The following is a 25546-nucleotide window of genomic DNA, read 5'->3' on the forward strand; positions in this document are numbered from 1 at the left end:
GGGCGCCCGGCATCAGCAGAAGGTCGTCGTCCTCGGTGGTGTGCTCGGAGGGGTCCAGGAAGGTGTACGCGCCCGGTGCGGGGATGCCCGGCTGCTCGACCATGCCTGCGTTCTCCGGCAGCCCCTCGCCCGGGACCTGGCCGGTGTCCGTCATGCGTACCCCTCGCCCATCGCTTGTGCTCCTTCAGACCTGCGCCCGTCGACAACAACGAGCGCGCGCGCCGCGCGGCACGAAGGACACGCGGACGCCCACACATTGTCGCGGCCCCGGGCCCTCGTGGCAGGGAGATTTGCCACGGTGCGCTGTGGACTGCGCCACGTCGCGCGGTCCCCCCTTGTCGCGTACCACGTCAGCGGCGCAATGTGGCCACCAATTCAGGACATTGACGAACGAAGCGCCGAACATCCGGATGCGGTACAACAATCGGCCAGCCTACCTGCCCCGGCGGGCGGCACCGTCACGGGTGGGGGGTGCCGGGACCAGGCGTGGGGGGTGCCGGGACCAGGCGTGGAGGCCTAGCCGTGGGCGGTGTCGGTCCTGCGGCCGGAGAGCAGGAAGACGACCGAACGCTCGCGTTCCGACCAGTCGTGCGGATCGAGGCCCACGGTCTGGAGGAGCAGGCTCTCGACGGTGTAGCCGCCGTCGGCGAGGGCGGCGCCGATCGCCTCGGCCTCGTCGCGGGTGGAGGCGTGGGCGACGATGCGTTCCGGCCGTCGGTCGGTGCAGGCGGTGACGACGGCGACCCCGCCGGCCGCGACGCGGACGACATCGGGTTCGGGCAGGTTCTCCAGGACGTGCGGGGCCCGGCCGCGCACGGTCTGCAGGGGTACGCCGTGGCGGCGGGCGGCCTGCTCGGTGCGGGCGCAGGCCGTGGGGTCGAGGTCCACCGCGATGACGGCGGCGCCGAAGCGGGCGGCCTCGACGGAGAAGGCTCCGCCCGCGCAGCCGATGTCCCAGACGAGGTCGCCGGTGCGGGGCCCGAGGCGGGCGAGCTGGGCGGCGCGCAGGGACGGGTCCTCGCCCGCGCGGGTCGGGGCGCCGTGCGCGGCGGGGTCGTACTCCTCCGTGGGCAGGCCCCAGCCACGGACCGGGGGCGCCGCCGGGTCCTGGCCCATCAGCCAGGGGGCGGCGGGGGTCCCGCCCGCGGTGCCGCCGATGACGAGGACGACGTTCGGGTCGCGCCAGGTGTGGTCGGCGGCCTTGTCGGAGGTGAGGACGGAGACCTGCTCGCGGTCGGTGCCGAGCTCCTCGCAGACGACGAAGGTGCGGTGGACGCCGTCGAGGAGCAGGGCGAGTTCGGCGGGGCCGGCGCCGGGCGAGGTGAGGACGGCGACCTTGGGGTGTGCCCGGCAGACGTTGACGGCGCGGCGCAGGGTGCGCTGGTGGGCGACCACGATCCGGGCGTCCTCCCAGGGCATCCCCGCGCGGGCGAACGCGGCGGCGACGGAGGACACGGCGGGGACGACCTCGACCTCGAGGCCGTGTTCGGGGGCGCGCAGGGTGCGGACGACGCCGAAGAAGCCGGGGTCGCCGTCGGCGAGGACGACGGCGGTGCCCCGGTGGCCGGCGATGCGGCGGCCGGCGAGGTCGACGCTGCCGAGGCGGATGCGTTCGGCGCCGGGCGGGACCTCGGGCAGCGCCAGGTGGTGGGCGGCGCCCGCCACCAGGGTGGCGGCGGAGAGTGCGGAGCGGGCCGCCGCGGTGAGGGGCGAGCCGTCCCAGCCGATCACCGTGACGCGGTCGGCCATTCGTCGTCTCCTGGTGTTGTCGCAGGTCGGGGGCGTGCCGAGCGTACCTCGGGTGGGGCCGCGGGGGTCAGCTCCAGTCGGTGTACGAGGAGTATCCGGCCTCGGCCATCTGGTCGGCGACGCCGTCGAGGTCCTCGGGGAGGAGGCCCCAGACGATGAAGTCGGTGCGCAGCTCGGTCCAGCTGCCGTCCTCGGTGCGGGTGCGGGCTATGCAGGCGTTGCGGAGGACGCCTTCGCTGATGCAGCCGATCTTCTGGGCGACCTGCTGGGAGGCGGTGTTGTCGGCGGCGGTGCGCAGTTCGAGGCGCTCGAACTTCTGGTCGCCGAAGAGCCACTGGGCGGTGGCGAGGGCGGCTTCGGAGGCGTATCCCTCACCGCGGGCCCAGGGCGCGACGATGTAGGAGAGTTCGGTCGAGCGGACCCGCCAGTTGGTCTTGCCCAGCTGGATGACGCCGACCAGGCGCTGCGTGAGGAATTCGGTGACGGCGAGGTCGATGCCCCGGCCCGCGGCGCGTTCGGCGGGCGCGTACTCGGCGATCCAGCGGAGGGCGGCGGCCTCGGTGAAGGGCTGGGGCACCGCGGTCCAGGCGCCGACGAGTTCGTCGTTCATCATCTCGGCGAGGGCGGGGGCGTCCGCCTCCTCGAGCGCGCGCAGCACCAGCCGGTCCGTGTTGATGGAGATGTCCGGAAAGGTGGTAGTCATGCGCAGCTCCATGCCGTGGACCGTCCGAATCGACCGTGAACGCACAGCATGCAGCATGTGGGCGCGGTGCGCATGGCCGGGTCGGGGTCGGGTGGGGGTGTGGCGAAGGCCCCGCGCACCGGACGGGGTGCGGGGGGCCTTCTGCTCAAGGACTGTACGGGGGAACCGGTCTGACGGTCCCTCGGATGCCGGAGTCTACTGCGCGGCGCCGAAGGCCGGGATGACCGAGCCCTTGTAGGTGTCCTCGATGTACTTCTTCACCTCGGGCGAGTTGAGGAGCGTGGCGAGCTTCTGCACGCGGGCGTCCTTCTCGTTGCCCTCCTTGACGGCGAGGAAGTTGGCGTACGGGTTGCCGTCCGCCTTCTCCAGGGCGATGGCGTCCTTCGCCGGCGAGAGCTTGGCCTCGATGGCGTAGTTGCCGTTGATGACGGCGGCGTCCACGTCGTTCAGGGCGCGGGGCACGGTGGCGGCCTCCAGCTCCTTGAACTCCAGGCCCTTCTTGTCGGTGATGTCGGAGAGCTTGGCGTTGGTGCCGACACCCGGCTTGATGGTGATCAGGCCGTTCTCGGCGAGCAGCTGGAGCGCGCGGCCGCCGTTGGTGGTGTCGTTCGGGACGGCGATGGTCTGGCCCGCCTTGATGTCCTTCACCGACTTGATGTTCTTGGAGTAGAGGCCCAGCGGCTCCAGGTGGACGTTGACCACCGGGACGATGTGGGTGTTGTTCTTCTTGTTGAAGTCGTCGAGGTACGGCTTGTGCTGGAAGAAGTTGGCGTCGACCTGGCCGTTCTCGGTGGCGGTGTTCGGCAGGACGTAGTCCGTGAACTCCTTCACCTCCAGCTTCAGGCCGGCCTTCTCGGCCAGGTTGTCCTTGACGTAGTTGAGGATGTCGGCGTGCGGCGTCGGGGACGCGGCGACGACGAGCGCCTTGGAGGTGTCGCCGGAGCCGGCCGAGTCCTTGGAGCCGGGGTCCGAGGAGGTGCCGCAGGCGGTGAGGCCGAGGGCGAGGGCGGCGGTGGCGGCGATACCGGCGGTGAGCTTGACGTTCTTACGCACGAAGAGTGCCTCTTTCCGGTGGTGCGGTGGACGCCTGGACAACAAGTCCGGGCTGTGTTCGTCGAAGAGACGAAGTCTGGGGGGCCGGGAGGCCGTTACGCGGTACGGCCCCGGCGGGCGAGGAGTCGTACGACTCCGTCGCCGATGAGCTGGACGACGGTCACGATCAGGACCAGGACGACGACGGTGACCAGCATGAACGTGGTGTCGAAGCGCTGGTATCCGTAGGTCACGGCCTTGGAGCCGAGGCCCTCGCCGCCGACCGCGCCGGCCATCGCCGAGTAGCCGATGAGGACGATGACCGTGGTGGTGACGCCCGAGACCAGCGAGGGCAGGGCCTGCGGGAGCAGGACCTTGCGGACGATGGTGGGGATGCCGCCGCCCATGGCCTGGACGGCCTCGACGAGCCCGTGGTCGACCTCCCGGATGGAGGTCTCGACGAGGCGGGCGAAGAAGGGGATGGCGCCGATGGCGAGCGGCACGATCATCGCGGTGGGGCCGATGAAGGTGCCGACGACCAGGGTGGTGAAGGGGATCAGGGCGATCAGCAGGATGATGAACGGCAGCGAACGCCCGATGTTCACGATCGCACCGACGACCTTGTTGACCGGCAGGTTCTGCAGCAGTCCGCCCTTGTCCGTGAGGACGAGGAGGATGCCGAGCGGCAGGCCGCCGAGCACGGTGACGACCGTGGCCCACAGGACCATGTAGAGGGTGTCGACAGTGCCCTGCTCCAGCAGTGGCTGCATCTCGGACCAGGTCACTTGGCACCTTCCTTCACGAGCAGGGTCGCCGCGCCCTGGACAACCGTTTCTTCAGTGAGCGTCTCCTCGACGACCTCGACCTGGAGGCCCTGCTCGCGCAGGAATCCGACCGGGACGACGTTGTCCTCGTACCGTCCGGGCAGTTCGATCCGCATCCGGCCGATCTGCCGGCCGCCGACGGTGTCCATCGCCGCCCCGAGGATCGAGATGTCGATGTTGTACGTGCGGGAGAGCTGCGAGATCACCGGCTGGGTCGCGGCGTCGCCGTGGAAGGTGACGTCGACGACCGTGCGGTCGGGGCCGGTGTGGGCGCCGCTGACCGGGAAGAGCTCGGCCGCCAGCTGGGAGCCGGGAGTGGCGAGCAGTTCGCTCACGGTGCCGGACTCGACGATCCGCCCCTTCTGCATCAGCGCGGCCGAGTCGCAGATCGTCTTGACGACGTCCATCTCGTGCGTGATGAGCAGGACGGTGAGGCCGAGCTGCTGGTTGAGGTCGCGCAGCAGCTGGAGGATGGAGCGGGTGGTCTCCGGGTCGAGGGCGCTGGTGGCCTCGTCGGAGAGCAGGACCTTGGGCTCGCCGGCCAGGGCGCGGGCGATGCCGACGCGCTGCTTCTGGCCGCCGGAGAGCTGGCCGGGGTAGGACTTGGCCTTGTCGGCGAGGCCGACCAGGTCGAGGAGTTCGAGGGCGCGGCGGGAACGCTCGGCTCCGGAGACGCCGAGGATCTCCAGGGGGAGCTCGATGTTGTCCTTCACCGTGCGGGAGGACAGCAGGTTGAAGTGCTGGAAGACCATGCCGATGCTGCTGCGCGCCCGGCGCAGGTCCCTGCCCGCACGGCGGCTCTTGCCGGCGAGGGCGGTGAGGTCCACGCCGTCGACGGTCACGGTGCCGGAGGTGGGGCGCTCCAGGAGGTTGACGCAGCGGATGAGCGAGGACTTGCCGGCGCCGCTCTGGCCGATCACGCCGAATACCTCGCCCTCGCGGACGTGGAGGTCGACACCGTCCAGAGCGGTGACCTGTCGGCCGCGCGACTCGTAGACCTTGGTCAGGCCCGAAGTGGTGATCACAGGGGTTTTCCGTCACTGTCGAGTGCGCGACGCGGGGTCCGTCACGCACGGGGCATTCGTCTTCGGACAGTCAGGCGCACGGGGGCCGGTCCGGCGGGTGGCCGGGAGTCTCGGCGGTGCGCGGGGCGGGCACGGTCCACCGCCGGAAGACGGGAGGAACGGCACGGCCGTCGGTCTCGCTTCGGGGCGCGAAACTCAGGCGGGGGCCCTCAGAAGGCGCACATTCGACACATACAACGAGCACCGGGCGTGGGGATCGCCTCGGTCGCAAGGGTGCGGCTGCTCGTCGTGGTCATGTCTGCAAGTAAAGCATGCGCAGGTGCGAACGAATGGAGGCTGTCCGAATAGCGGACGTCACTGAGACGCCATGCGGACACTTCGGAAGCCTTCGTTCCGCCCACTTCCCCCGTGTGGCCTGCGGAGACGGGCACCCCTCACCGGGGCCCCGAGGGGTCTCCCGGAGACGTCACGGGCGCCGGCTGTGGCCAAGGCCACCATCCGCGCGCGTCCCCGCGGCGACGGCGTGGGGGGCGAGCGCATCGGGCCATTCGCACCGTAATACCCTCGGGCGCATGCTTGACGCCCTGACGGTCGCGGTCTCCGTGGCCGCGCTCGCCCTCGCCGCCTGGTGCGGCTACGCCGCCTTCCGCGACCAGTCGACCAAGGACTGGCACTTCATCGGCATGGCCGTGGTGACCTTCCTCGTCCTGGTCCAGCTGATCGTCGGGATCGTGCAGCTGGCGCGCGGCGAGAAGGCCGAGGAGGGCGCGACGATCTTCGTCGCCTATCTGCTCGGGGCGCTGTGCGCGGTGCCCATCGCCGGCTTCATGTCGCTCGCGGAGCGCAGCCGGTGGGGTTCGGCCACGGTGGCCGCCGGCGCGGTCGTCCTGGCCGTGCTCGAAGTGCGTCTCCACGACATCTGGACGGTGGGCTGACCATGACCGAGACGCAGGAGAAGGCCGCACGGGGCACGAAGGCCCGTCTCGTCACGGGCCCCGGCATCCTGCTGGTCTGGCTCTACGGCGTGATGTCGGTCGGCGCGGTCTCGCGCTCGATCTACCAGATCGCCACCGAGTTCGACCGGGCACCGCTCGCGTACACCCTGTCGGCGGTGGCCGCCGTCGTCTACGCGTTCATCACCTACACGCTGGTGCGGGGCGGGGAGAAGGCCCGCAGGGCGGCGCTGGTGTGCTGCGCCGCCGAGCTCACGGGCGTACTGATCGTGGGGACCTGGACGCTGATCGAGCCGTCCGCCTTCCCGGACGCGACGGTCTGGTCGGACTACGGCTACGGCTATCTCTTCATTCCGGTCCTGCTGCCGCTGAGCGGCATCTGGTGGCTGCGCCGGTCGCGTACCGCGACGGCCGCCTGAGTCAGGCGGCGGCCTTCTCCAGGGTCACCAGGGTGAGCCTGGGGCCGAGCTCGCGGGTGGCGACCTGCGCGTACCCCTTGCTGCGGTAGAGGCGCAGATTGCCCTCGCTGCGGTGGCCGGTGAAGAGCTGGAAGCGCTTGGGCGACGGAGAAGGCTGGACGGCCGTCTCGGCGAAGTGGCGCTCGATGCCGTCGAGAAGGCGGCCGCCGAGGCCGTGCCGCTGCATCCGCGGGTGCACGATCAGCTTGGCGATCCGTACCGTGCCGTCCTCGTCGAGCCTGGCCCGTACGGAGGCGACGACCTCGTCGCCGAGCCGGGCCACCAGCCCGTACCCCTCGGCCAGTTCGGCACGCAGGCCGTCGAGCGACTGGGTGAGCGGTTCGATGGACCAGTCCCCGTAGAGCTCCGCCTCGCTCTGGTAGCAGAGGTACTGCAGCTTCAGGATGTGCTCCGCGTCCGCCGCGTCCGCCGCTGAGATGGTCACACTCAGGCCCATGTGTGCACGCCTCCCGCTCATCTGTCGATCATCGGTTTACCGCACCCTTCCCCGACGGCCGGGGGCGGGAACCTCTGCAGCCAGCATTCTGCGCAGGCATCCCAGGCAACGGGAACGCATCGGCCCCAGACTGCCCTGTGAGATACCCAACTCTCCTGCGATTTCCCGGTACGTGGGGTCCTCGGGATCGAGCATCGCGGTCAGCACCCGGGGGCAGCGGCCGGGCGTCCTGGTGACAGCGGCGCGCAGAGTACGGCGGCCCTCGGCGGCCATCAGCGAGTGCTCCGGCGAGCCGGGGGGCTCGGAGGTGGCCGGGTCGTGGCCGGGTTCGTCGCGGTAGGGGCGTTCGCGGTCGCTCGTCCTCCGGGCCCGGCGCGCCTCCGCGCGGACGGCGCGGCGCAGCCACTCGGCGGGACGCTCGGGGGCGGCGCCCGTGTCGCGCAGCTGCTCCAGGAGGCGGAGCCAGACGGCCTGTTCCAGGTCGCTCGGCTCGACACCGGCGGCCGGCGCCTCGGCGTCGGACTCGGCGGCGAGCAGCGGGGCGAGGGCGGCGAGGAGCCCGGGGGTGTCGTCCGGGGCCGACGCGGGGCCGGTGTTCCGGCCGGACTCGCGGGTGGTGTCCGGCGCGGGCCGGGGCGTGGCGTACTGGACGGACGGGGGCGTGGTGCCCGGCGCGGGTCGGGGCGTGGCGTCCTGGACGGACTCGGGCGTCGTCACGGGGGTGGTCATGCACCGCACCATGCCGGGGCACGCGGGCGTGGTTGCGTTTCGGACGCCAAACCACCCGGGAGGAGGGCGTGCGGGCCCGATCGGCGGACCCGCACGGTCCTCATGGACGGGTGGTCAGTCGCGGGTGGTGAAGTCCGCCGCGCCCAGCAGGGCGGTGTCCGGGTTGTCGGAGAAGATGCCGTCGATGCCCGTCCCCAGGTAGCGCTTCAGGGCCCCGAAGGAGTCCCCGTACGCCGTCGGGTCCGTGCCCCTGCGGAAGTCCGCGGGCAGGAAGGAGTTCTCGTTGCGGTGGGTGTACGGGTGGAGGATCAGGCCCTCCGCGTGCGCGTCGCGGACCAGGGTGGTCGGGTCGCCGAGGCGGCCGCTCGCGTCCTTGGGTATCACCAGGTCGAGCGTGGGGCCGATGCCCTTGGCGTACGAGGCGATCCAGCGCAACCCCTGGGGCGTGACGAGGTCGGCGACCGTCCGCGGGTCCCCGGCCTGGACGAAGTCCCAGGGGCGGCTGTTCGCGCCGGAGAGCAGGACGACGCCGGGCGAGTCCACGAGCTTCGAAAGCCGCTGGACGCTGCTCGGCTCGAAGGACTGGAGGAAGACCGGGGAGTTCGCGCGGTGGCGGCCGTACCGGCGCAGGAGCTTGGCGAGGCGCTCCTCCAGGCCGAGGCCGAGGGAGCGGAAGTAGGTGGGGTGCTTGGTCTCGACGTGGAGCCAGATCTCGCGGCCCCGGCGGCGGCCCTCGTCCTCGGCCCAGCGCAGCACCTCCTCGAAGGTCGGGATCGTCCAGCGGCCGTCGTAGAGGGTGTTCTTCTGGCGGGTGCCGGGGATGCGCTCCTTGGCCCGCAGGGTCTTGAGCTCGGCGAGCGTGAAGTCCTCGGTGAACCAGCCGGTGTACGAGGTGCCGTCGACGCTCTTGGTGGTCTTCCGGGACGCGAACTCCGGGTGGTCGGCGACGTCGGTGGTGCCGGTGATGTCGTTCTCGTGGCGGCAGACGAGGTGCCCGTCCTTGGTGGGGACGAGGTCCTGCTCGATGACGTGGGCGCCGAGGTCGAGGGCGTGCCGGTAGGAGCCGAGGGTGTGCTCGGGGCGGTAGCCGCTGGCGCCCCGGTGGGCGATGACGGTGGGAACGGGAAGGGAGCGGTAGCCGCGGCCGTGACCGTGGCCCCGGCCCGCCGCGGCGGGCGACGCCGCGGCCTGTGCCGCGCCGCTGCCGGCGGCGAGGGCCGTGGAGGCGCCGAGGACGGTGGCGCCCGCCGCTCCGAGAACCGTGCGCCGGGCCGGGGTCCGGCGTTCGCCCTGGGTCATGTGGTGTCCTCCTGTGTCATGTCCCGCACCTGTCGACGGGTGCCCCCGACGCTAGGCATCGGGGCCCTACGGGCGGCAGACCTACGCCGAACATGGCGGAAACACATGTCAACACTGCGTATCCACTCGGTGAACCCGATGTGCGCACGGACGTGACCCGCGAGTATCGTCGCCAGCTGCACCGTCAGCTCGGCTGACCCGCATCCCACCGGAGGAACCGTTGTCCCGTCTCGCGATCATCAAGGCAGTGCTCGGGCCGGTCATGCGCCTGATGTTCCGCCCCCGCGTGGAGGGCGCCGAGAACATCCCGGGGACCGGTCCCGTCATCCTCGCGGGCAACCACCTGACCTTCATCGACTCGATGATCATGCCGATCTGCCTGGACCGTCCGGTCTACTTCATCGGCAAGGACGAGTACGTGACGGGCAAGGGCGTCAAGGGCCGGGCGATGGCCTGGTTCTTCACCAGCGTCGGCATGATCCCGGTGGACCGGGACGGCGGCCGCGGTGGTGTGGCGGCCCTGATGACCGGCCGCCGGGTCCTTGAGGAGGGCAAGATCTTCTCGATCTACCCGGAGGGCACCCGCTCCCCCGACGGCCGTCTGTACCGGGGTCGTACGGGCATCGCGCGGCTCACCCTGATGACGGGCGCCCCGGTGATCCCCTTCGCGATGATCGGCACCGACAAGATCCAGCCGGGCGGCGCGGGCTTCCCGCGTCCGGGCCGGGTGACGGTCCGCTTCGGCGAGCCGATGGAGTTCTCGCGGTACGACGGGATGGACCGCGACCGCTATGTGCTGCGGGCGGTGACGGACTCGGTGATGGCCGAGGTCATGCGGCTGTCGGGGCAGGAGTACGTGGACATGTACGCCACGAAGGCGAAGGCCGCGTAGTCCCCACACCCGGACAACCGCCCGGTCCCCGTGGACAGATGACGGTGCCCCGTACGGCCTCCTGGCCGTACGGGGCACCGTCGTATACCCAGGGCGTCAGTGCTCGACGCCGTCCTCCAGCTTCTGGCCCCTGAGCAGGAACCAGGCCGCGACCGCCGTCGCGAGGAGGACCGCCGCGCCGACGCCGGCCGCGATCCGCAGACCGTCGACGAAGGCCTCCTGGGCGGCCGACACCAGGGCCGTCGCCGTGTCCGGGGCGAGGGCGCCGGAGGCCTCGACCGCGCCGCCGAGCGATTCGTGGGCGGCGGACGCGACCTCGGTGGGGACGTCGGCCGGAGTGGCGAAGCCCCGGTAGACGCCGGTCACGATCGAGCCGAGGACGGCGATGCCGAGCGCGGCGCCCAGTTCGTACGCGGTCTCGGAGACGGCCGAGGCGGAGCCGGCCTGGTCCTTCGGGACGCTGGACAGGATCACGTCGGCGGTGACGGTGAAGGCGAATCCGGCGCCCACACCGACCACGAGCAGGGCGGCGCCGAGGAGCGGATAGCCGGTGTGCTGGTCGAGCGTCGTCAGGACCGCGAGCGAGAGGCCGACCGCCGCGAGACCGCCGGCCACCACGGACCGTACGGAGAAGCGACGGGCCACCAGACCCGCGATCAGACCGGCCGTGACCGCGCCGACCGCCGCCGGGAGTTCGGCGAGTCCGGCCTCCAGGGGCTGCCGGCCCTGGACCAGCTGGAAGAACTGGGACAGGAAGAACACCAGGCCGGAGAGGCCGAGGATGGTCAGCAGGTCGGCGAGCACGGCGCCCGAGAAGCCGCGGTGGCGGAACAGCCGCATGTCCAGGAGCGGCGCGGGCAGGGTCAGCTGCCGGCGGACGAACCAGGTCAGGGCACCGGCACCGACCAGGGCGGCGACGCCCGCGTCCGGGGTGAGGCCGTGCGAGGCCAGTTCCTTGATCGCGTAGACGATGCCGATCAGGCCGACGAGGGAGAGCGCGACGCTCGGCAGGTCCCAGGGGCCCGGGGCGGGGTTCTTGGACTCCGGGATCAGCTTGATGCCGACGAAGACGAGGACCGCCATCACGGGCAGGTTGATCAGGAAGACCGAGCCCCACCAGAAGTGCTCCAGGAGGAAGCCACCGACGACCGGTCCGACGGCGGCGCCGGCCGAGGCCATGGCACCCCAGATGCCGATGGCGAGGCTGCGCTCGCGCGGGTCGTGGAAGAGGTTCCGGATGAGCGCCAGGGTGGACGGCATCAGGGTCGCGCCGGCGACGCCGAGCAGGGCGCGCGCCACGATCATCATCTCGGGGCTGGTCGCGTAGGCGTTCAGCACGGAGACGGCGCCGAAGGCGGTGGCACCGATCAGGAGCAGCTTCTTGCGGCCGATGCGGTCGCCGAGGCTGCCCATGGAGACCAGGAGTCCGGCGATGACGAAGGAGTAGACGTCGCCGATCCAGAGGAGCTGGGTGCCGGAGGGCTTCAGGTCCTCGGAGAGGAAGGGGGTGGCGAGTCCCAGCACCGTGGCGTCGACCGCCACGAGGAGGACGGCCAGGACGAGAACGGAGAGGGCGAGCCACCGGCCGGGGCGGCGCACGCCCTCGGTATGGCCCGCGGTCCTGAGGGTGCTGACGGTCACTTCTCCACGCTCCTGCGCGCTCCGCCGAGCAACAGCTCGGCGATCATGTACTGAAAGTCCTTGGCGGCGACCCGGCCGTCCTGCACGGCCCAGGCGCCGGAACCGACGAGCCCGTAGAAGGCCTCGGTGAGCCAGGCGGGGGTCAGATCGATCCGGAAGACGCCGCTCTCCTGTCCGCTCCGGAAGAGCGCGGAGACGCGGGCGTCGAGGCGGGCCCAGCCGACGTGCTGCTGGTCGCCCTCGAAGAGCTGGTTCTCGGTGACGAGGAACGACAGCAGGGGTGCGACGTGCTCCACCTCGGCGACGAGCCGGCGCAGAGCCTCGTCCTCCGGCCCGTCGTCGAGCCCGGCCCGGTCGAGGGCGCCTTCCATCTCCTGCAGCCCGAGTTCTTCGAGCGCCCGCACCAGGGCGTCCCTTCCGGCGAAGTGCCGGTGCAGCGTGGCGCGGCCGATCCCGGCGGCCCGGGCGACCTCGTCCATCGTGGCGGTCGCCTTGCGGGTGAGCAGGGCGGCGGCTGCGTGGAGCACCTGGGTGCGATCGACTGACATGAGACGACCATACACCGAATGAGACATCAATGTCTCATTCAATAATTCAACGCCTCACAGGGGCGGGGACGGAATGCTGTGATCATGACGAAGCCACTGCTGCTCATCGATGTCGACGGGCCGCTGAATCCGTACGCCGCGCAGCGCGAGCGGCGGCCGGAGGGATACACGACCCACAGGATGCGGCCGGGCGGCTGGTTCGAGACGAAGCCGCTGCGGGTGTGGCTGAACCCCGCGCACGGGGGCGAGCTGCTCGCGCTGGCGGAGGCGTACGAGCTGGTCTGGGCGACGACCTGGAAGGGCGAGGCGAACAACTGGATCGGGCCCCGCCTGGGGCTGCCCGAGCTGCCGTTCATCGACTGGCCCCGGATGCACGGACGGGCCCCTCGCGGGACCTTCTGGAAGACGCAGTACATCCTGGAGTACGCGGCGGGGCGGCCGTTCGCCTGGGTCGACGACGACATCACCGCGTACGACCACGAGTACGTGGCGCAGAAGCACCTCGCCGCCGCCCTGTTGCTGCACGTCGACCCACGGCTCGGACTGCTCCGGCCGGACTTCGACGCGCTCGCGGAGTGGGCGGCGGCGCTGTGACGTCCTGAGGGCAGTGACGCCCGGGGGCTACTTCTTGGCCTCGGCCCAGGCGTGCTGGATCACCAGGTCGGCCTTGACCTCGACGAGCTGGACCGCGACCGCCGAGGGGGCGGTGCCGCCGCGGCCGTCGCGGGAGGCGAGGGCGCCGGGGACGTTGAGGACCGTGCGGACCTCCGGGGTGAGGTGCTCGGAGATCTTGGCGAACTGCTCGTCCGTCAGCTCGTCCAGCTCCTTGCCCTCCGACTCGGCGACCTTCACGCACTCGCCGGCCACCTCGTGCGCCACCCGGAACGGCACACCCTGCTTGACCAGCCACTCCGCGATGTCCGTCGCGAGCGAGAAGCCGGCCGGGGCCAGCTCCTCCATGCGCTCCCGGTTGACGGTGAGCGTGGCCATCATGCCGGTGAAGGCGGGCAGCAGGACCTCGAGCTGGTCGCAGGAGTCGAAGACCGGCTCCTTGTCCTCCTGGAGGTCCCGGTTGTAGGCGAGCGGGAGCGCCTTGAGCGTGGCGAGGAGGCCGGTGAGGTTGCCGATGAGACGGCCGGACTTGCCCCGGGCGAGCTCGGCGATGTCCGGGTTCTTCTTCTGCGGCATGATCGACGAGCCGGTGGAGAAGGCGTCGTGGAGGGTCACGAAGGAGAACTCCTTCGTGTTCCAGATGATGATCTCCTCCGCGATCCGCGACACGTTGATGCCGATCATCGCGGTGATGAAGGCGAACTCGGCGACGAAGTCGCGGGAGGCCGTGCCGTCGATCGAGTTGCCGACCGAACCGCGCTCGAAGCCGAGGTCCTTGGCGACCGCCTCCGGGTCGAGCCCGAGGGAGGAGCCGGCGAGGGCGCCGGAGCCGTACGGGGAGACGGCCGTCCGGGTGTCCCACTGCCGCAGCCGCTCGGCGTCCCGGGAGAGGGACTGGGCGTGGGCCAGGACGTGGTGGGCGAAGAGCACCGGCTGGGCGTGCTGGAGGTGCGTACGGCCGGGCATGGCGACGTCCGGGTGCGCCTCGGCGAGGCCGACGAGGGCGTCCTGGAGGTCGGCGACGAGGCCGCCGATGATCCTGGCGTGGTCGCGCAGGTACATCCGGAAGAGGGTGGCGACCTGGTCGTTGCGGGACCGGCCGGCGCGCAGCTTGCCGCCGAGGTCCTGGCCGACGCGCTCCAGGAGACCGCGCTCCAGGGCGGTGTGGACGTCCTCGTCGGCGATGGTGCCGACGAGGGTGCCGTCGGCGACGTCCGCCTCCAGCCGGTCGAGACCGGCGAGCATGCGGGTCAGCTCGTCCTCGGTGAGCAGCCCGGCCTTGTGCAGCACGCGCGCGTGGGCGCGGGAACCGGCGATGTCGTACGGCGCGAGGCGCCAGTCGAAGTGGACCGACGCGGACAACTTCGCCAGGGCCTCGGCGGGGCCGTCGGCGAACCGTCCGCCCCAGAGCCGGACGTCACCGTTGTTGCTGCTCACAGCTGCTGCTCCTCAGGAGAGTGGGGTCTACCGCCGCCTCCCGGCCCGGGCCTTGGACGGGGAAGCGGCCTGTTCAACGCGTGCGGGTCACGCCAGGTCGCGCCGGGCGGCGTTCACGCGCCCCTCCGGTAGGCATAACTATGCAATCGGCCGTATGTTTTGTCAACGCGATGCCCGGTCGCGCACCCGATATCCGGCGACACCCCCCTTCCTCCGGATCTAGGCTCCGGCCATGCCGAGCACCACTCTCGACGACGTCGCCGCCCGCCTCGCCCAGGCCCTCCGAGGCGCTGACGCGGGCGCGTGGATCGGTCTCGACCGGGACATCCGCGCCGCCCTCCGACGGGGCCACCGCGTCCCGCCCGTCCACACCTGGTTCCCCGTCACCGCGGAACGGGGCCCCACCGCCCCCGAGCTGGCCGTCGCCCTGTGCGGCCCCGACGGCCGGGCCAGGGAGGCCGCCCTCTCCCACGTGAGCCGCTCGCCCGAGCTCCTCCCCCTGGTTGTCGTCCGGTGCGCCGACTGGGCCGAGCCGGTACGGGTACGGGCTCTCGCCGTCCTGCGCGCGGAGCTTCCGGGGCTCACGCCCGACGCCCTCGCCCGGCTCGCGGCGGTGGCCCTGCGCACCGGGGACCGGCTGCGCGGGGGCGAGGCCAGGGAACTGCTGACCGCGAGCCTGTGGGAGGAGCCGCAAGCGGCCATGGACGCCCTGCTCGGCAGCGATGACCGGGCCGTTCGGCGGCTCGCGCACCAGGTCGCCGTCGGCCGCGGCCACCTCTCCCCCGCCCGGCTCGCGGCGATCGCCGCCGCCGGCGCCGACGTGGTCGTCCAGGACCTGTGCGCGACCGCCGCGCTCGCCACGGTGGGCGGCCCCGCCGACGACGCCGTCGTCGGCCCCCTGCTGGGCTCCCGGCTCGGCCGGGTGCGGGCGGCCGGGGTCACGGCGCTGCACCGGTCCGGGCGGTCCGGAGAGGCGGAGCCGTTCCTGTACGACCGGTCCGCACTCGTACGCGCCTGCGCGCGGTGGGTGCTGCGGCAGGCGGGCACGGATCCCCTGCCGCTCTACCGGGCCGCCTGCGCGGCCGGGGACGCGGTGCCCTCCGACGCCCCGCTCGGCCTCGCCGAGTGCGGCGACCGGGCCGTGGACGGCGCGGCACTGTGGACGCTGACGGGACACGCCGAGCCCCGGGTGCGGGCGAGCGCCGTGGCGGGGCTGCGCGTGCTCGACGCCGTACGGCCCGAACGCCTCGCGCCTCTGCTGGCCGACGCATCCCCTCGGGTCGTCCGTGAGACCGCGCGGGCGCTGGCCCCCTGGGCGGACCACTTTCCGGCCGGCACCCTCCGACGGCCGACGGCCCCGCCGACCACCGCGCTCGACGATCACGAGGAGGTCCAGGGGCGTGAGGAAGTCGGCGGAACCGCGCCGGCCGAGGCGGCGCCCCCGCGTCGGAGTGCCGCCCCTGCCCCGGCCGACGGTGAACTCGCGCACGCGCGCGCGTGGATGCCCCGGATCCGACGGGCGCTCCGCCTCGGCCCCGGGCCCTGGGCCAACCGCCGGTGACCGACCGGGGCTTGAGACGGATGCGCCGTGGGCGGGGGGAGCGAGCAGAATGCGTTCTCATGGGCAAGACATACGAACGTATCGACGGACGACTGCGGGCCTTCATCGAGGCGCAGCCGGTGTTCTTCACGGCGACCGCCCCGCTCTCCGGGGACGGTCATGTCAACCTCTCCCCGAAGGGACGCAGGGGCACCCTCGTGGTGCTCGACGAACTGACCCTCGCCTATGTGGACTTCGGGGGCAGCAGCGCCGAGACCGTCGCTCATCTGCGGGAGCCGGGGAACGGGCGGATCACCCTCATGTGGACCGCGTTCTCCGGGCCGCCGACCGTCGTGCGGGTGCACGGGACCGGTGAGGCCGTGCTGCGGGACGATCCGCGCTGGGGCGAGCTGTTCGCGCGGTTCCCGGCCGGGGCCGTCGAGGGGCAGGGCAGCGCGCGGGCGATCGTCCTCGTTCACGCGCGGCGGGTCAGCGACGCCTGCGGGTACGCCGTGCCGCTGATGGAGTACCAGGAGGACCGGGGCCTGCACGCCGAGTACTTCAACCGGAAGACGGACGACGAGTTCAACGCGTACTGCGAACGCAAGGACCACATCGCGACCAGCCTCGACGGGCTGCCCGCGCTCCCGCTCCCCCTGCCGCCGCTGCCAGGGGACCGCCGATGAGCCGCGTCCCGCGCGCGTGGTGCGCCGCGCGGGCTCAGGGGGTGTCTTGCCGGCATGATCGGCGAGACACCCCCTAACCTCGCGCCCATGCGCACAACCTTCCGCCGCACCCTTCTCGTTCTCGGCGCCGCCCTGATGTCCCTCGGCGCCGCGCCCAGCCCCGAACCGCTGCCCGCGCGCATGGCGGACACCGGTGGCGGCTCCCAGCTGATCACCGCGGAGGCCGCCGGGACCGGATCCACCACGGGCACGGTGACATGGTGGGACCGGCGCGGCGGCCGGTGGGTGAGGGCCGGTTCGGCGCCCGCCCGGTTCGGGGCGAAGGGGCTCGTCGAGGGCGGGCTGCGGCGGCAGGGCACGAACACCACGCCCACCGGGCTCTACCGGCTGCCGTACGCCTTCGGGATCGAGCCCGCGCCCGCGGGGACCTCGTACCGCTACGCGCGCGTGACCCAGCGGTCCTGGTGGTGCCAGGACAACGCCTCGCGCGCGTACAACCGCTGGGTCGAGGGCCTGCCCCGGGACTGCCGGGCCGCCCGGGCCGAGCACATGGTCACGTACCGCCGCCAGTACGCGTACGGGCTCGTCATCGGCTTCAACTACGACCGGCCGGTACGCGGGCGCGGAGCCGGGATCTTCCTGCACGTCAACGGGCGCGGGGCGACCGCGGGTTGTGTCTCCGTCCCGGCGGACGCGATGCGCGCGGTGCTCGCCTGGGCCGAACCCGCGCGCCGGCCGCACATCGCCGTCGGCACGCGGGGCGGCGGGCCGACGGCGATCACGCGCTACTGAGACCTGCCTACTTCTGCGCCAGCTTCAGCAGGTGGTCCGCGAGCGCCTGGCCGCCCGCGGGGTCGCGGCTGATCAGCAGCAGGGTGTCGTCACCCGCGATCGTGCCGAGGATCGCGTGGAGTTCGGCCTGGTCGATGGCCGACGCGAGGAACTGGGCGGCGCCCGGCGGGGTCCGCAGGACCACCAGGTTGGCGGACGCCTCGGCGGAGATCAGCAGTTCGCCGGAGAGGCGCCGCATGCGCTCCTCCTTCGCGGACTCGCCCAGCGGAGCCTGCGGGGTGCGGAAGCCGCCCTCGCTCGGCACCGCGTAGATCAGCTCGCCGCCGGTGTTGCGGATCTTCACCGCGCCCAGCTCGTCGAGGTCGCGGGAGAGCGTCGCCTGGGTGACGCTCAGCCCGTCGTCCGCGAGGAGCTTGGCGAGCTGGCTCTGCGAGCGCACCGGCTGCCGGTTGAGGATGTCGACGATCCTGCGGTGGCGAGCGGTGCGGGTCTGCGGAACCGACGGCCCTCCGTGCTCGTTCTCCTGCGCGTCGGTCATCGTCGTCTCATTCTCCGGTTCGTCCTTGCCCGTTCGCCACGTCGAGGACTCCGGGCAGGGCCTGGAGGAAGGTGTCCGCCTCGGCGTCGGTGAGGACCAGCGGGGGCATGATCCGTACGACATCGGGGGCGGGCGCGTTCACCAGGAGGCCGGCGTCCTGAGCCGCCTGCTGCACCTGAGGTGCGAGGGACTCCGTGAGCACGATACCCAGCAGGAGGCCCGCACCACGGACGTGGGAGACCAGCGGGTGCCCGAGACCCTCGATTCCCTGCCTCAGCCGCTCCCCGACCGCCTTCACGTGATCGAGGGCCGCGTCGGCGCCGAGGGTGTCGAGAACGGCGATTCCGGCGGCGCAGGCGACCGGGTTGCCGCCGAAGGTGGTGCCGTGGTGGCCGGGCGCGAAGAGGTCCGCGGCGGGGCCGAAGGCGACGGTCGCCCCGAGCGGGAGGCCGCCGCCGAGGCCCTTGGCGAGGGTCACGACATCGGGCTCGACGCCCTCGTGCGCCTGGTACTCGAACCAGTGGCCGCAGCGGCCGATGCCGGTCTGCACCTCGTCGAGGACGAGGAGGGTGCCGGTCGCGCGGGTGATCTCCCGGGCCGCCTTCAGGTAGCCGGCGGGCGGGACGACGACGCCGTTCTCGCCCTGGATGGGTTCGATGACGACCAGCGCGGTGTCCTCGGTGACCGCCGCGCGCAGCGCCTCGGCGTCGCCGTACGGGACATGGGTGACGTCGCCGGGCAGCGGCAGGAACGGGGTCTGCTTGGCGGGCTGGCCGGTGAGCGCCAGGGAGCCCATGGTCCGGCCGTGGAAGCCGCCCTGGGTGGCGACCATGTGGGACCGGCCGGTGAGCCGGCCGATCTTGAAGGCGCCTTCGACGGCCTCGGCGCCGGAGTTGCAGAAGAAGACCCTGCCGGGCCGGCCGAAGAGTGCGAGGAGCTTCTCGGCCAGGGCGACGGGCGGCTCGGCGACGAAGAGGTTGGAGACGTGGCCGAGGGTCTGGATCTGCCGGGTGACGGCCTCGACGATCGCCGGGTGGCCGTGGCCGAGGGCGTTCACCGCGATGCCGCCGACGAAGTCCAGGTACTCGTTGCCGTCGGCGTCCCAGACCTTGGCGCCCTCACCGCGGACGAGGGGGAGCCGGGGGGTGCCGTAGTTGTTCATCAGCGAGCCCTGCCACCGCTGGGTCAGCCGCTCGTTGCCGGGCTCCGTGGTGCCGCTCATCAGTCCCCCTGTCCGTCCGGCACGACCATCGTGCCGATGCCCTCGTCGGTGAAGATCTCCAGCAGGATCGAGTGCTGGACCCGGCCGTCGATCACGCGGGCCGTGGTGACCCCGTTCCGTACGGCGTGCAGGCAGCCCTCCATCTTGGGGACCATGCCGCTGGAGAGCTCGGGCAGCAGTTTCTCCAGCTGGCTCGCGGTGAGCCGGCTGATGACCTCGTCGCTGTGCGGCCAGTCCTCGTAGAGGCCCTCGACGTCGGTCAGGACCATCAGAGTCTCGGCGCCCAGCGCCGCAGCGAGTGCCGCAGCCGCCGTATCAGCATTGACGTTGTAGACATGTCCGTCGTCCTGGGAGCGGGCGATGGAGGAGATGACCGGGATCCGGCCGTCCTCCAGGAGGGCCTGGATGGCGCCGGTGTCGATGGCGGTGATCTCACCGACCCGGCCGATGTCGATCTGCTCGCCGCCCACGACCGGCCGGTGCCGGGTGGCGGTGATGGTGTGGGCGTCCTCGCCGGTGAGACCGACGGCGAGGGGACCGTGCTCGTTGAGCAGCCCGACGAGCTCGCGCTGGACCTGGCCGGCGAGGACCATCCGTACGACGTCCATGGCGTCCTCGGTGGTGACCCGCAGGCCCGCCTTGAACTCGCTGACGATGCCGTGCCGGTCGAGGGCGGCGCTGATCTGGGGGCCGCCGCCGTGCACGACGACCGGCTTGAGGCCGGCCTGGCGCAGGAAGACGACGTCCTGGGCGAAGGCGGCCTTCAGGTCCTCGTCGATCATGGCGTTGCCGCCGAACTTGATCACGACCGTCTTGCCGTTGTGCCGCGTGAGCCAGGGCAGGGCCTCGATGAGGATCTGGGCCTTGGGAAGCGCGGTGTGCTTCCGGGTCGTGCTCTCGGGGTTCTGGGGGGTCCGGGGGTCGCTCATGACGAGTACGCGCTGTTCTCGTGGACGTAGTCGGCGGTGAGGTCGTTCGCCCAGATGACGGCGGACTCGGTGCCGGCGGCGAGGTCGGCGGTGACGGTGACCTCCCGGTAGCGCATGTCGACGAGGTCGCGGTCCTCGCCGACGGAGCCGTTCTTGCAGACCCAGACGCCGTTGATGGCGACGTTGAGCTCGTCGGGCTCGAAGGCCGCCGCCGTCGTGCCGATGGCGGAGAGCACCCGTCCCCAGTTGGGGTCCTCGCCGTGGATGGCGCACTTGAGGAGGTTGTTACGGGCGATGGACCGGCCCACCTCGACGGCGTCGTCCTCGGTGGCGGCGTTGATCACCTCGATGCGGATGTCCTTGCTGGCGCCCTCGGCGTCGCCGATGAGCTGGCGGGCGAGGTCGTCGCAGACCTCCCGTACGGCCCCGGTGAACGCGTCCTGCTCCGGCGTGACGCCGGAGGAGCCGGAGGCGAGGAGGAGGACGGTGTCGTTGGTGGACATGCAGCCGTCGGAGTCGACCCGGTCGAACGTGACGCGGGTGGCGCCCCGCAGGGCGCTGTCCAGGCCCGCGCTGTCGATGTCGGCGTCGGTGGTGAGGACGACCAGCATCGTGGCGAGGCCGGGGGCGAGCATGCCCGCGCCCTTGGCCATGCCGCCGACCGTCCAGCTGCCGCCGGGGCCGTCCTTCGTGACCACGGACGTCTTGTGGACGGTGTCGGTGGTCTTGATGGCGATGGCGGCCTTCTCGCCGCCGTGCTCGGACAGCTCGGCCGCGGCCTTCTCGACGCCGGGGAGGAGCTTGTCCATGGGGAGCAGGACGCCGATGAGGCCGGTCGAGGCGACGGCGATCTCGCCCGCGCCGACGTCCGTGCCCTTGGCGCTGAGGACCTCGGCGACCTTCTCGGCGGTGGCGTGGGTGTCCTGGAAGCCCTGGGGTCCCGTGCAGGCGTTGGCGCCGCCGGAGTTGAGGACGACGGCGGTCAGCTCGCCGTCGGCGAGGACCTGCTGGGACCAGACGACGGGGGCGGCCTTGACGCGGTTGGAGGTGAAGACGCCCGCGGCGGCGCGGCGGGGCCCGGTGTTGACCACGAGGGCCAGGTCCGGGTTGCCGTTCTGCTTGATCCCGGCGGCGATGCCCGCCGCCGTGAATCCCTTCGCTGCGGTGACGCTCATGGAGCGACTCCAATCGTGGAAAGTCCGGTGCTCTCGGGGTGGCCGAGGGCGATGTTCATGCTCTGCACCGCGCCGCCGGCGGTGCCCTTGGTGAGATTGTCGATGGCGCTGATCGCGATGATCCGGTTCGCCGCCGCGTCGTAGGCGACCTGTACCTGAACGGCGTTGGAACCGTAGACGGACGCGGTCGCCGGCCACTGCCCCTCGGGGAGCAGGTGCACGAACGGCTCGTCCGCGAAGGCCTTCTCGTAGGCGGCCCGTACGTTCTCGGCGGTGACGCCCGGCTTCGCGGTGGCGGTGCAGGTGGCGAGGATGCCGCGGGGCATCGGCGCGAGGGTCGGCGTGAAGGAGACGGTGACCCGCTCCCCCGCCGGTCCGCTGAGGTTCTGGATCATCTCGGGGGTGTGCCGGTGGCCGCCGCCGACGCCGTAGGGCGACATGCTGCCCATGACCTCGCTGCCGAGCAGGTGCGGCTTGGCCGCCTTGCCGGCGCCGGAGGTGCCGGAGGCCGCGACGATCACCGCCTCGGGCTCGGCGAGCCCGTTCTCGTACGCGGGGAAGAGCGCGAGCGAGACGGCGGTCGGGTAGCAACCGGGCACGGCGACCCGCTTGGACCCCTTGAGGGCGGCGCGGGCACCCGGGAGTTCGGGGAGGCCGTACGGCCAGGTGCCGGCGTGCGGGGAGCCGTAGTACGTCTCCCAGTCCGCGGGCTCCTTGAGCCGGAAGTCGGCGCCCATGTCGATCACGAGGACGTCCGGGCCGAGCTGTTCGGCGACGGCGGCGGACTGGCCGTGCGGCAGGGCGAGGAAGACGACGTCGTGCCCGGCGAGCTCGTCGGCGGTGGTGGGCACGAGGACGCGGTCGGCGAGCGGCAGCAGATGGGGCTGGAGCGCCCCGAGCCGCTGGCCGGCGTTGGAGTGGCCGGTCAGGGCGCCGATCTCCACGTGGGGGTGGGCGAGAAGGAGACGCAGGAGCTCTCCGCCCGCGTATCCGCTCGCACCCGCCACTGCTACTCGTACCGTCATCGAAACCCTCCTCATGGATGGCATGACTATACGTACCCCAGCAGTTTTATGCAACGACACTCCGGGCGCCGAGATATTCCTTGACAAGAATATTCTCGACGGAGAATAGTCGTCCTCATGGACGACGCGGAACCGCTCCTCATCGCACTGGCCGACCCGGCCCGCTGGCGCCTCGTGCGCCTGCTGGCCGAGCGGCCCCGCCCGGTCGGCGTCCTCGCCCGGCTCGCCGAGGCCCGGCAGCCACAGACGACCAAGCACCTGCAGACGCTCGAGCGGGCCGGGGTCGTCACCTCCCAGCGCTCCGGACAGCGCCGGGTCTACGCCCTCCGGCCCGGCCCGCTGCGGGAACTGGCGGCCACGCTCGGGCGGCTCGCCGACACCACGGACCGGGCCGGCGGGTCGCACGAGACGTACGACCGTCACGGACTCGGCCTGGCGAGCGAGCGGCTCGCGGCGGAGGCGCCGGGATGGGCCGACGAGCGCTCGTTCCGGTTCCACCGGTCACTGACCGGGGATCCCGGCGAGGTCTGGCGCCACCTGACCGAGACCGCCCTGCTCGCCCACTGGTGGGCGCCCGACGACCTGCGCGTCTCGGACCTCGCCTTCGAGGCCCGGCCGGGCGGGCGGATCCTCCTGGAGTACCGCGACGCCGAGGACACCGGGGACACCGAGGGCGCCGGGGACGCCGGGGACACCGGGGGCTCCGACCCGGTCGCCGGGCGCGGGGACGGCGTCGTCGACGTCGCCCGCCCCGGCGAGCGGCTCGCGTACCGGCTCTCGCCCCGGCTCCCCGACGGCGGCGCCGCCTTCGCGGCCCACGTCGAGTTCGGCCTCCGGGCCACCGACGCCGGAACGGACCTCGACGTCCACTACCTGATCGCCGACAGCACGGTGGAATCCGCCGACTTCGTCGCGGGCATCGAGATCGGCTTCGGCCAGTGCCTCGACAAGCTCGCCGCCGCCGTCGGCTCGGCTCACGACACGCCTCACGACGCGACTCCCGCCGCAGCCCGCACCGAAGGAAGGCAGGCACAGCGATGACCCGCTCCACCGGACGCAAGGTGACCGCCAACATCGCCCTCACCCTCGACGGGCGCTACAACGGCCCCGGCGGGCCGGGAGACCTCTCCGCGATCCTTCCGTACGCGACCACCGAGGTCGCCCGTGACCACCTCACCCGCATCTGGGAGAACGCGACGACCGCACTGCTCGGCCGCGTCAACGCCGAGGGCTTCCTGGGGTACTGGCCGGCGGTCGCGGCCGACGAGAACGCCGACCCGCGCGACCGCGGCTACGCGAAGTGGCTCGTCGACACGGAGAAGGTGGTCCTGTCGACCACCCTGACCGAGTCCCCGTGGGAACACGCCCGCGTGGTGAACGCCCCGGCCGCCGAGGTCGTCGCCGAACTCAGGAGCCACGGCGAGGGCGACATCCTGGTCAACACCAGCCCGAGCATCACCAAGGCGCTCCTCGCCGCCGACCTGGTGGACCGGCTGTACCTGCTGATCTGCCCGGAGATCGCCGGGGACGGGCAGCGGCTGTTCGACGACGGCCTGCCCGGATCGCGGTGGCGGCTCACCCACCGGGAGGCCGGCGAGCTCGGCGAGACGGCCCTGGTCTACGACCGGGTGCGCTGAGCGCCACGACCGCGCATGCTGATCGTGCGCAGGGTGCCGTGAGGGGCGATTCCACAGCCTTCGACCGGCACCCCTTTGCATGACCATGCGAGATGATGCATACTCTTCCTATGTCCAAGGTCCTCACCTCCCTGCCCGCCGGCGAGCGCGTCGGCATCGCCTTCTCCGGCGGCCTCGACACGTCCGTCGCGGTCGCATGGATGCGCGACAAGGGCGCCATCCCCTGCACCTACACCGCCGACATCGGGCAGTACGACGAGCCCGACATCGCCTCGGTGCCCGGCCGTGCCAAGACCTACGGTGCCGAGATCGCGCGCCTGGTCGACTGCCGCGCCGCGCTGGTCGAGGAGGGTCTCGCCGCACTCACCTGCGGGGCGTTCCACATCCGCTCCGGCGGCCGCGCGTACTTCAACACCACGCCGCTCGGCCGTGCCGTCACCGGCACCCTCCTCGTGCGGGCGATGCTCGAGGACAACGTCCAGATCTGGGGCGACGGCTCGACCTTCAAGGGCAACGACATCGAGCGGTTCTACCGCTACGGCCTGCTCGCCAACCCGCACCTGCGGATCTACAAGCCCTGGCTGGACGCGGACTTCGTGACGGAGCTCGGCGGCCGCAAGGAGATGTCGGAGTGGCTGGTCGCCCACGACCTGCCGTACCGCGACAGCACGGAGAAGGCGTACTCCACCGACGCCAACATCTGGGGCGCCACCCACGAGGCCAAGACGCTGGAGCACCTCGACACCGGCGTGGAGACCGTCGAGCCGATCATGGGCGTCCGCTTCTGGGACCCCTCGGTCGAGATCGACACCGAGGACGTCACGATCGGCTTCGCGCAGGGCCGGCCGGTGTCCATCAACGGCAAGGAGTTCGCCTCCGCCGTCGACCTCGTCATGGAGGCCAACGCCATCGGCGGCCGCCACGGCATGGGCATGTCGGACCAGATCGAGAACCGGATCATCGAGGCCAAGAGCCGCGGCATCTACGAGGCGCCCGGCATGGCCCTGCTGCACGCCGCGTACGAGCGGCTGGTCAACGCCATCCACAACGAGGACACCCTCGCGCAGTACCACAACGAGGGACGGCGCCTCGGCCGGCTGATGTACGAGGGCCGGTGGCTGGACCCGCAGGCGCTGATGGTCCGCGAGTCCCTCCAGCGCTGGGTCGGCGCGGCCGTCACCGGCGAGGTGACGCTGCGGCTGCGGCGCGGCGAGGACTACTCGATCCTCGACACGACGGGCCCGGCGTTCAGCTACCACCCGGACAAGCTGTCCATGGAGCGCACCGAGGACTCGGCCTTCGGACCGGTGGACCGGATCGGCCAGCTCACCATGCGGAACCTCGACATCGCCGACTCGCGCGCCAAGCTGGAGCAGTACGCGGGCCTCGGCCTGCTCGGTACCGGCAGCCCCGCCATCGGTGCCGCCCAGGCGGCCGCGACCGGCCTGATCGGCACCCTCACGGAGCTCCCCGAGGGCGGCGCGGAGGCCATCGCGTCCCGCGGCGAGGCCACCGACGAGGACGAGATGCTGGACCGCGCCGCGATGGAGTTCGGCACCGACTGACCCCGCACCGCCCTACCGACCCACCCCCGTCGAGCACCACGCGCTCGACACCCCCGGAAGGCCGGCCCGACGTCCCCC

Annotated in this window: 26 protein-coding genes; 10 read left to right on the forward strand and 16 right to left on the reverse strand. The window is 72.0% G+C overall.

Annotation, left to right across the window (positions count from 1 at the left end; all coding sequences use genetic code 11):
• Positions 1-516 precede the first annotated feature (516 nt).
• From cbiE to AOK00_RS24020, 5 genes are all read right to left on the reverse strand, one after another.
• Positions 517-1749 carry a precorrin-6y C5,15-methyltransferase (decarboxylating) subunit CbiE gene (gene cbiE, locus AOK00_RS24000; RefSeq protein ID WP_055602362.1) on the reverse strand — a complete coding sequence of 411 codons (1233 nt, stop codon included), beginning with the start codon at positions 1747-1749 and terminating at the stop codon, positions 517-519.
• A 67-nt stretch (positions 1750-1816) separates the two neighbouring features.
• Complete coding sequence (locus AOK00_RS24005; protein ID WP_055602382.1) at positions 1817-2452, reverse strand: GNAT family N-acetyltransferase; 636 nt, start codon at positions 2450-2452, stop codon at positions 1817-1819.
• Between the two features lie 195 nt (positions 2453-2647).
• On the reverse strand, positions 2648-3505 hold the full coding sequence (locus AOK00_RS24010; RefSeq protein ID WP_055602363.1) for a MetQ/NlpA family ABC transporter substrate-binding protein: 858 nt from the start codon (positions 3503-3505) through the stop codon (positions 2648-2650).
• Between the two features lie 95 nt (positions 3506-3600).
• Positions 3601-4269 carry a methionine ABC transporter permease gene (locus AOK00_RS24015; RefSeq protein WP_055602364.1) on the reverse strand — a complete coding sequence of 223 codons (669 nt, stop codon included), beginning with the start codon at positions 4267-4269 and terminating at the stop codon, positions 3601-3603.
• On the reverse strand, positions 4266-5333 hold the full coding sequence (locus AOK00_RS24020) for a methionine ABC transporter ATP-binding protein (protein WP_055602365.1): 1068 nt from the start codon (positions 5331-5333) through the stop codon (positions 4266-4268). The genes AOK00_RS24015 and AOK00_RS24020 overlap by 4 nt, the downstream gene beginning before the upstream one ends.
• A gap of 572 nt (positions 5334-5905) precedes the next feature.
• On the opposite strand from AOK00_RS24020, the gene AOK00_RS24025 reads away from it, so the two are divergent.
• Both AOK00_RS24025 and AOK00_RS24030 read left to right on the forward strand, forming a co-directional pair.
• The gene (locus AOK00_RS24025; RefSeq protein ID WP_055602366.1) at positions 5906-6268 is read left to right on the forward strand and encodes a hypothetical protein; all 363 of its coding nucleotides are present in this window, start codon (positions 5906-5908) and stop codon (positions 6266-6268) included.
• 2 nt (positions 6269-6270) lie between these two features.
• Positions 6271-6705 carry a hypothetical protein gene (locus tag AOK00_RS24030; protein WP_055602367.1) on the forward strand — a complete coding sequence of 145 codons (435 nt, stop codon included), beginning with the start codon at positions 6271-6273 and terminating at the stop codon, positions 6703-6705.
• Between the two features lies 1 nt (position 6706).
• Here AOK00_RS24030 and AOK00_RS24035 read toward each other — a convergent pair whose 3' ends face one another.
• From AOK00_RS24035 to AOK00_RS24045, 3 genes are all read right to left on the reverse strand, one after another.
• The gene (locus tag AOK00_RS24035; RefSeq protein WP_055602368.1) at positions 6707-7201 is read right to left on the reverse strand and encodes a GNAT family N-acetyltransferase; all 495 of its coding nucleotides are present in this window, start codon (positions 7199-7201) and stop codon (positions 6707-6709) included.
• Positions 7202-7237: 36 nt separating this feature from the next.
• Entirely contained in the window at positions 7238-7930 is a 693-nt protein-coding gene (locus AOK00_RS24040) for a sigma-70 family RNA polymerase sigma factor (protein ID WP_079042163.1), read from the reverse strand.
• A 114-nt stretch (positions 7931-8044) separates the two neighbouring features.
• The gene (locus AOK00_RS24045) at positions 8045-9229 is read right to left on the reverse strand and encodes a glycerophosphodiester phosphodiesterase (RefSeq protein ID WP_055602369.1); all 1185 of its coding nucleotides are present in this window, start codon (positions 9227-9229) and stop codon (positions 8045-8047) included.
• Between the two features lie 220 nt (positions 9230-9449).
• On the opposite strand from AOK00_RS24045, the gene AOK00_RS24050 reads away from it, so the two are divergent.
• Entirely contained in the window at positions 9450-10121 is a 672-nt protein-coding gene (locus tag AOK00_RS24050; RefSeq protein ID WP_055602370.1) for a lysophospholipid acyltransferase family protein, read from the forward strand.
• 96 nt (positions 10122-10217) lie between these two features.
• On the opposite strand, the gene AOK00_RS24055 is transcribed toward AOK00_RS24050, so the two are convergent.
• On the reverse strand, positions 10218-11762 hold the full coding sequence (locus tag AOK00_RS24055; RefSeq protein ID WP_055602371.1) for an MFS transporter: 1545 nt from the start codon (positions 11760-11762) through the stop codon (positions 10218-10220).
• On the reverse strand, positions 11759-12310 hold the full coding sequence (locus tag AOK00_RS24060) for a TetR/AcrR family transcriptional regulator (protein WP_055602372.1): 552 nt from the start codon (positions 12308-12310) through the stop codon (positions 11759-11761). Before AOK00_RS24060 ends, AOK00_RS24055 begins: the two co-directional genes overlap by 4 nt.
• Before the next feature lie 84 nt (positions 12311-12394).
• On the opposite strand from AOK00_RS24060, the gene AOK00_RS24065 reads away from it, so the two are divergent.
• Positions 12395-12904 (forward strand): HAD domain-containing protein, encoded by a 510-nt coding sequence (locus AOK00_RS24065; RefSeq protein ID WP_055602384.1) that lies wholly within the window; start codon positions 12395-12397, stop codon positions 12902-12904.
• Positions 12905-12931: 27 nt separating this feature from the next.
• Here AOK00_RS24065 and argH read toward each other — a convergent pair whose 3' ends face one another.
• Positions 12932-14359: an argininosuccinate lyase gene (gene argH / locus AOK00_RS24070; RefSeq protein ID WP_055602373.1), complete on the reverse strand. Its 1428-nt coding sequence runs from the start codon at positions 14357-14359 to the stop codon at positions 12932-12934.
• 232 nt (positions 14360-14591) lie between these two features.
• Here argH and AOK00_RS24075 point away from each other — a divergent pair, with 232 nt between their 5' ends.
• From AOK00_RS24075 to AOK00_RS24085, 3 genes are all read left to right on the forward strand, one after another.
• Positions 14592-15920, forward strand: a complete 1329-nt coding sequence (locus AOK00_RS24075) for a hypothetical protein (RefSeq protein WP_063886647.1) — start codon at positions 14592-14594, stop codon at positions 15918-15920.
• A 59-nt stretch (positions 15921-15979) separates the two neighbouring features.
• Positions 15980-16585, forward strand: coding sequence for a pyridoxamine 5'-phosphate oxidase family protein (locus AOK00_RS24080; RefSeq protein ID WP_055602374.1), 606 nt, complete (start codon positions 15980-15982; stop codon positions 16583-16585).
• An 87-nt stretch (positions 16586-16672) separates the two neighbouring features.
• Positions 16673-17377 carry a L,D-transpeptidase family protein gene (locus AOK00_RS24085; RefSeq protein ID WP_055602375.1) on the forward strand — a complete coding sequence of 235 codons (705 nt, stop codon included), beginning with the start codon at positions 16673-16675 and terminating at the stop codon, positions 17375-17377.
• Positions 17378-17384: 7 nt separating this feature from the next.
• Here the strand turns inward: AOK00_RS24085 and AOK00_RS24090 are convergent, their stop codons facing one another.
• The 5 genes from AOK00_RS24090 to argC are packed head-to-tail and all read right to left on the reverse strand — an operon-like array spanning position 17385 to position 22266.
• On the reverse strand, positions 17385-17915 hold the full coding sequence (locus AOK00_RS24090; RefSeq protein ID WP_030316147.1) for an arginine repressor: 531 nt from the start codon (positions 17913-17915) through the stop codon (positions 17385-17387).
• Positions 17916-17922: 7 nt separating this feature from the next.
• Entirely contained in the window at positions 17923-19137 is a 1215-nt protein-coding gene (locus AOK00_RS24095; RefSeq protein WP_055602376.1) for an acetylornithine transaminase, read from the reverse strand.
• On the reverse strand, positions 19137-20066 hold the full coding sequence (gene argB, locus AOK00_RS24100; protein WP_055602377.1) for an acetylglutamate kinase: 930 nt from the start codon (positions 20064-20066) through the stop codon (positions 19137-19139). Before argB ends, AOK00_RS24095 begins: the two co-directional genes overlap by 1 nt.
• Positions 20063-21241 carry a bifunctional glutamate N-acetyltransferase/amino-acid acetyltransferase ArgJ gene (gene argJ, locus AOK00_RS24105; RefSeq protein WP_055602378.1) on the reverse strand — a complete coding sequence of 393 codons (1179 nt, stop codon included), beginning with the start codon at positions 21239-21241 and terminating at the stop codon, positions 20063-20065. The genes argB and argJ overlap by 4 nt, the downstream gene beginning before the upstream one ends.
• Positions 21238-22266, reverse strand: a complete 1029-nt coding sequence (gene argC, locus AOK00_RS24110) for an N-acetyl-gamma-glutamyl-phosphate reductase (protein ID WP_055602379.1) — start codon at positions 22264-22266, stop codon at positions 21238-21240. The genes argJ and argC overlap by 4 nt, the downstream gene beginning before the upstream one ends.
• 117 nt (positions 22267-22383) lie before the next feature.
• Between argC and AOK00_RS24115 the strand changes: the two genes are divergently transcribed.
• The 3 genes from AOK00_RS24115 (at position 22384) to argG (ending at position 25468) form a co-directional block, all read left to right on the forward strand.
• Positions 22384-23307 (forward strand): metalloregulator ArsR/SmtB family transcription factor, encoded by a 924-nt coding sequence (locus tag AOK00_RS24115; RefSeq protein ID WP_055602380.1) that lies wholly within the window; start codon positions 22384-22386, stop codon positions 23305-23307.
• Positions 23304-23903, forward strand: a complete 600-nt coding sequence (locus AOK00_RS24120; RefSeq protein ID WP_055602381.1) for a dihydrofolate reductase family protein — start codon at positions 23304-23306, stop codon at positions 23901-23903. The genes AOK00_RS24115 and AOK00_RS24120 overlap by 4 nt, the downstream gene beginning before the upstream one ends.
• A 110-nt stretch (positions 23904-24013) precedes the next feature.
• Positions 24014-25468, forward strand: a complete 1455-nt coding sequence (gene argG / locus AOK00_RS24125; RefSeq protein ID WP_030316137.1) for an argininosuccinate synthase — start codon at positions 24014-24016, stop codon at positions 25466-25468.
• Positions 25469-25546 lie beyond the last annotated feature (78 nt).

Origin of the sequence: Streptomyces aureus, assembly GCF_001418135.1 — a bacterium.
Classification (GTDB): domain Bacteria; phylum Actinomycetota; class Actinomycetes; order Streptomycetales; family Streptomycetaceae; genus Streptomyces; species Streptomyces aureus_A.

Bases quoted from the DNA above. Each gene is read 5' to 3' on its own strand.
- AOK00_RS24120 (WP_055602381.1), top strand. From the start codon at position 23,304: ATGACCCGCTCCACCGGACGCAAGGTGACCGCCAACATCGCCCTCACC.
- AOK00_RS24025 (WP_055602366.1), top strand. From the start codon at position 5,906: ATGCTTGACGCCCTGACGGTCGCGGTCTCCGTGGCCGCGCTCGCCCTC.
- AOK00_RS24045 (WP_055602369.1), bottom strand. From the start codon at position 9,229: ATGACCCAGGGCGAACGCCGGACCCCGGCCCGGCGCACGGTTCTCGGA.
- argJ (WP_055602378.1), bottom strand. From the start codon at position 21,241: ATGAGCGTCACCGCAGCGAAGGGATTCACGGCGGCGGGCATCGCCGCC.
- argG (WP_030316137.1), top strand. From the start codon at position 24,014: ATGTCCAAGGTCCTCACCTCCCTGCCCGCCGGCGAGCGCGTCGGCATC.
- AOK00_RS24005 (WP_055602382.1), bottom strand. From the start codon at position 2,452: ATGACTACCACCTTTCCGGACATCTCCATCAACACGGACCGGCTGGTG.
- argB (WP_055602377.1), bottom strand. From the start codon at position 20,066: ATGAGCGACCCCCGGACCCCCCAGAACCCCGAGAGCACGACCCGGAAG.
- AOK00_RS24030 (WP_055602367.1), top strand. From the start codon at position 6,271: ATGACCGAGACGCAGGAGAAGGCCGCACGGGGCACGAAGGCCCGTCTC.
- AOK00_RS24085 (WP_055602375.1), top strand. From the start codon at position 16,673: ATGCGCACAACCTTCCGCCGCACCCTTCTCGTTCTCGGCGCCGCCCTG.
- AOK00_RS24060 (WP_055602372.1), bottom strand. From the start codon at position 12,310: ATGTCAGTCGATCGCACCCAGGTGCTCCACGCAGCCGCCGCCCTGCTC.
- AOK00_RS24080 (WP_055602374.1), top strand. From the start codon at position 15,980: ATGGGCAAGACATACGAACGTATCGACGGACGACTGCGGGCCTTCATC.
- AOK00_RS24035 (WP_055602368.1), bottom strand. From the start codon at position 7,201: ATGGGCCTGAGTGTGACCATCTCAGCGGCGGACGCGGCGGACGCGGAG.
- AOK00_RS24075 (WP_063886647.1), top strand. From the start codon at position 14,592: ATGCCGAGCACCACTCTCGACGACGTCGCCGCCCGCCTCGCCCAGGCC.
- cbiE (WP_055602362.1), bottom strand. From the start codon at position 1,749: ATGGCCGACCGCGTCACGGTGATCGGCTGGGACGGCTCGCCCCTCACC.
- AOK00_RS24090 (WP_030316147.1), bottom strand. From the start codon at position 17,915: ATGACCGACGCGCAGGAGAACGAGCACGGAGGGCCGTCGGTTCCGCAG.
- AOK00_RS24115 (WP_055602380.1), top strand. From the start codon at position 22,384: ATGGACGACGCGGAACCGCTCCTCATCGCACTGGCCGACCCGGCCCGC.
- AOK00_RS24065 (WP_055602384.1), top strand. From the start codon at position 12,395: ATGACGAAGCCACTGCTGCTCATCGATGTCGACGGGCCGCTGAATCCG.
- AOK00_RS24040 (WP_079042163.1), bottom strand. From the start codon at position 7,930: ATGACCACCCCCGTGACGACGCCCGAGTCCGTCCAGGACGCCACGCCC.
- AOK00_RS24095 (WP_055602376.1), bottom strand. From the start codon at position 19,137: ATGAGCGGCACCACGGAGCCCGGCAACGAGCGGCTGACCCAGCGGTGG.
- argC (WP_055602379.1), bottom strand. From the start codon at position 22,266: ATGACGGTACGAGTAGCAGTGGCGGGTGCGAGCGGATACGCGGGCGGA.